The sequence below is a fragment of the Paracoccus sp. DMF genome (genome assembly GCF_004407025.1).
In the GTDB taxonomy this organism is placed as follows: domain Bacteria; phylum Pseudomonadota; class Alphaproteobacteria; order Rhodobacterales; family Rhodobacteraceae; genus Paracoccus; species Paracoccus aminovorans_B.
The window spans coordinates 1-759 of sequence record NZ_SOKV02000178.1 but is presented as its reverse complement, the minus strand read 5'-3'; the positions used below and the strand labels follow the sequence as shown (position 1 = coordinate 759).

The 759-nt window shown below is 68.2% G+C and carries 2 protein-coding genes; both read right to left on the bottom strand.

From position 1 onward, the window contains the following. Positions 1-69 precede the first annotated feature (69 nt). Positions 70-360 (bottom strand): hypothetical protein, encoded by a 291-nt coding sequence (locus E3D03_RS21070; RefSeq protein WP_062563500.1) that lies wholly within the window; start codon positions 358-360, stop codon positions 70-72. 12 nt (positions 361-372) lie between these two features. After that, a partial coding sequence (locus E3D03_RS21065; RefSeq protein ID WP_263568559.1) for a DUF2460 domain-containing protein occupies positions 373-759 on the bottom strand: 387 nt, incomplete at its 5' end.

Genomic DNA, 759 nt, shown 5'->3' with positions numbered 1-759 from the left:
GCCTTCGTGCCGGATCAGGGCCAGAAGCCCCCGGTCGGTGGTCTGCATGGCGGTGGTCCTTTTGGGAAATCAGGGGACGTCGTGGCGGCGTTCGAGCGCGGCGGTCAGCGCCTCGATCCGGGCGAGGATGTTTGCGATCCGCTCGTCGATGACGGCGATGCGGCGGTCGGCTTCGACGATCTGCCGGTGGTAGAGCGGCGAGGTGGAGAGCAGTTCGGCCACCCGCGCCTCGAGCGACGTCATGCGGGTGTTCTGCGTGCCCGCCCACCAGATCGCGGCCCCGCCCTGCGCCGACAGCGCGAGGGCAAGGCTCAGGTAGGCGGCCAGTGCGCCCATGCGCACGGTCGTGGGTTCGGACATGGGATCGGTCCTTCAGAGGCGGAGTTCGATGAGGGGGATCGTGGTGATCGATCCGAGACGTTCGAGATCGAGCGTGACGTCGAGGGCGTCAGTGTCGAAGCGGACGGGGACGTCGAATTCGAAACCTGCGGTGATCGCGACGCCTGCGGCCGGGGCGGTGGTGAAGGTGACGAGGCCCGTCGCAGTGGAAACCGACCAGCCGGAGGCCTGCGGCGTGCCGTTCAGGGCTAGGGTGACGGTCCCGGCCACCGGCTTGGTGATCGAGCGCGTCCAGGACTGCGCGCCGGAAGTGTAGCGCTTGGTCAGTTGAAACAGGGTGGCCGATCCGTTGCCGGTGCCAATCGGCTGGTTGGTCGGCCCCGGCGTCTGCGACGGCAGGCAGGACTTGAAATCGGCCCA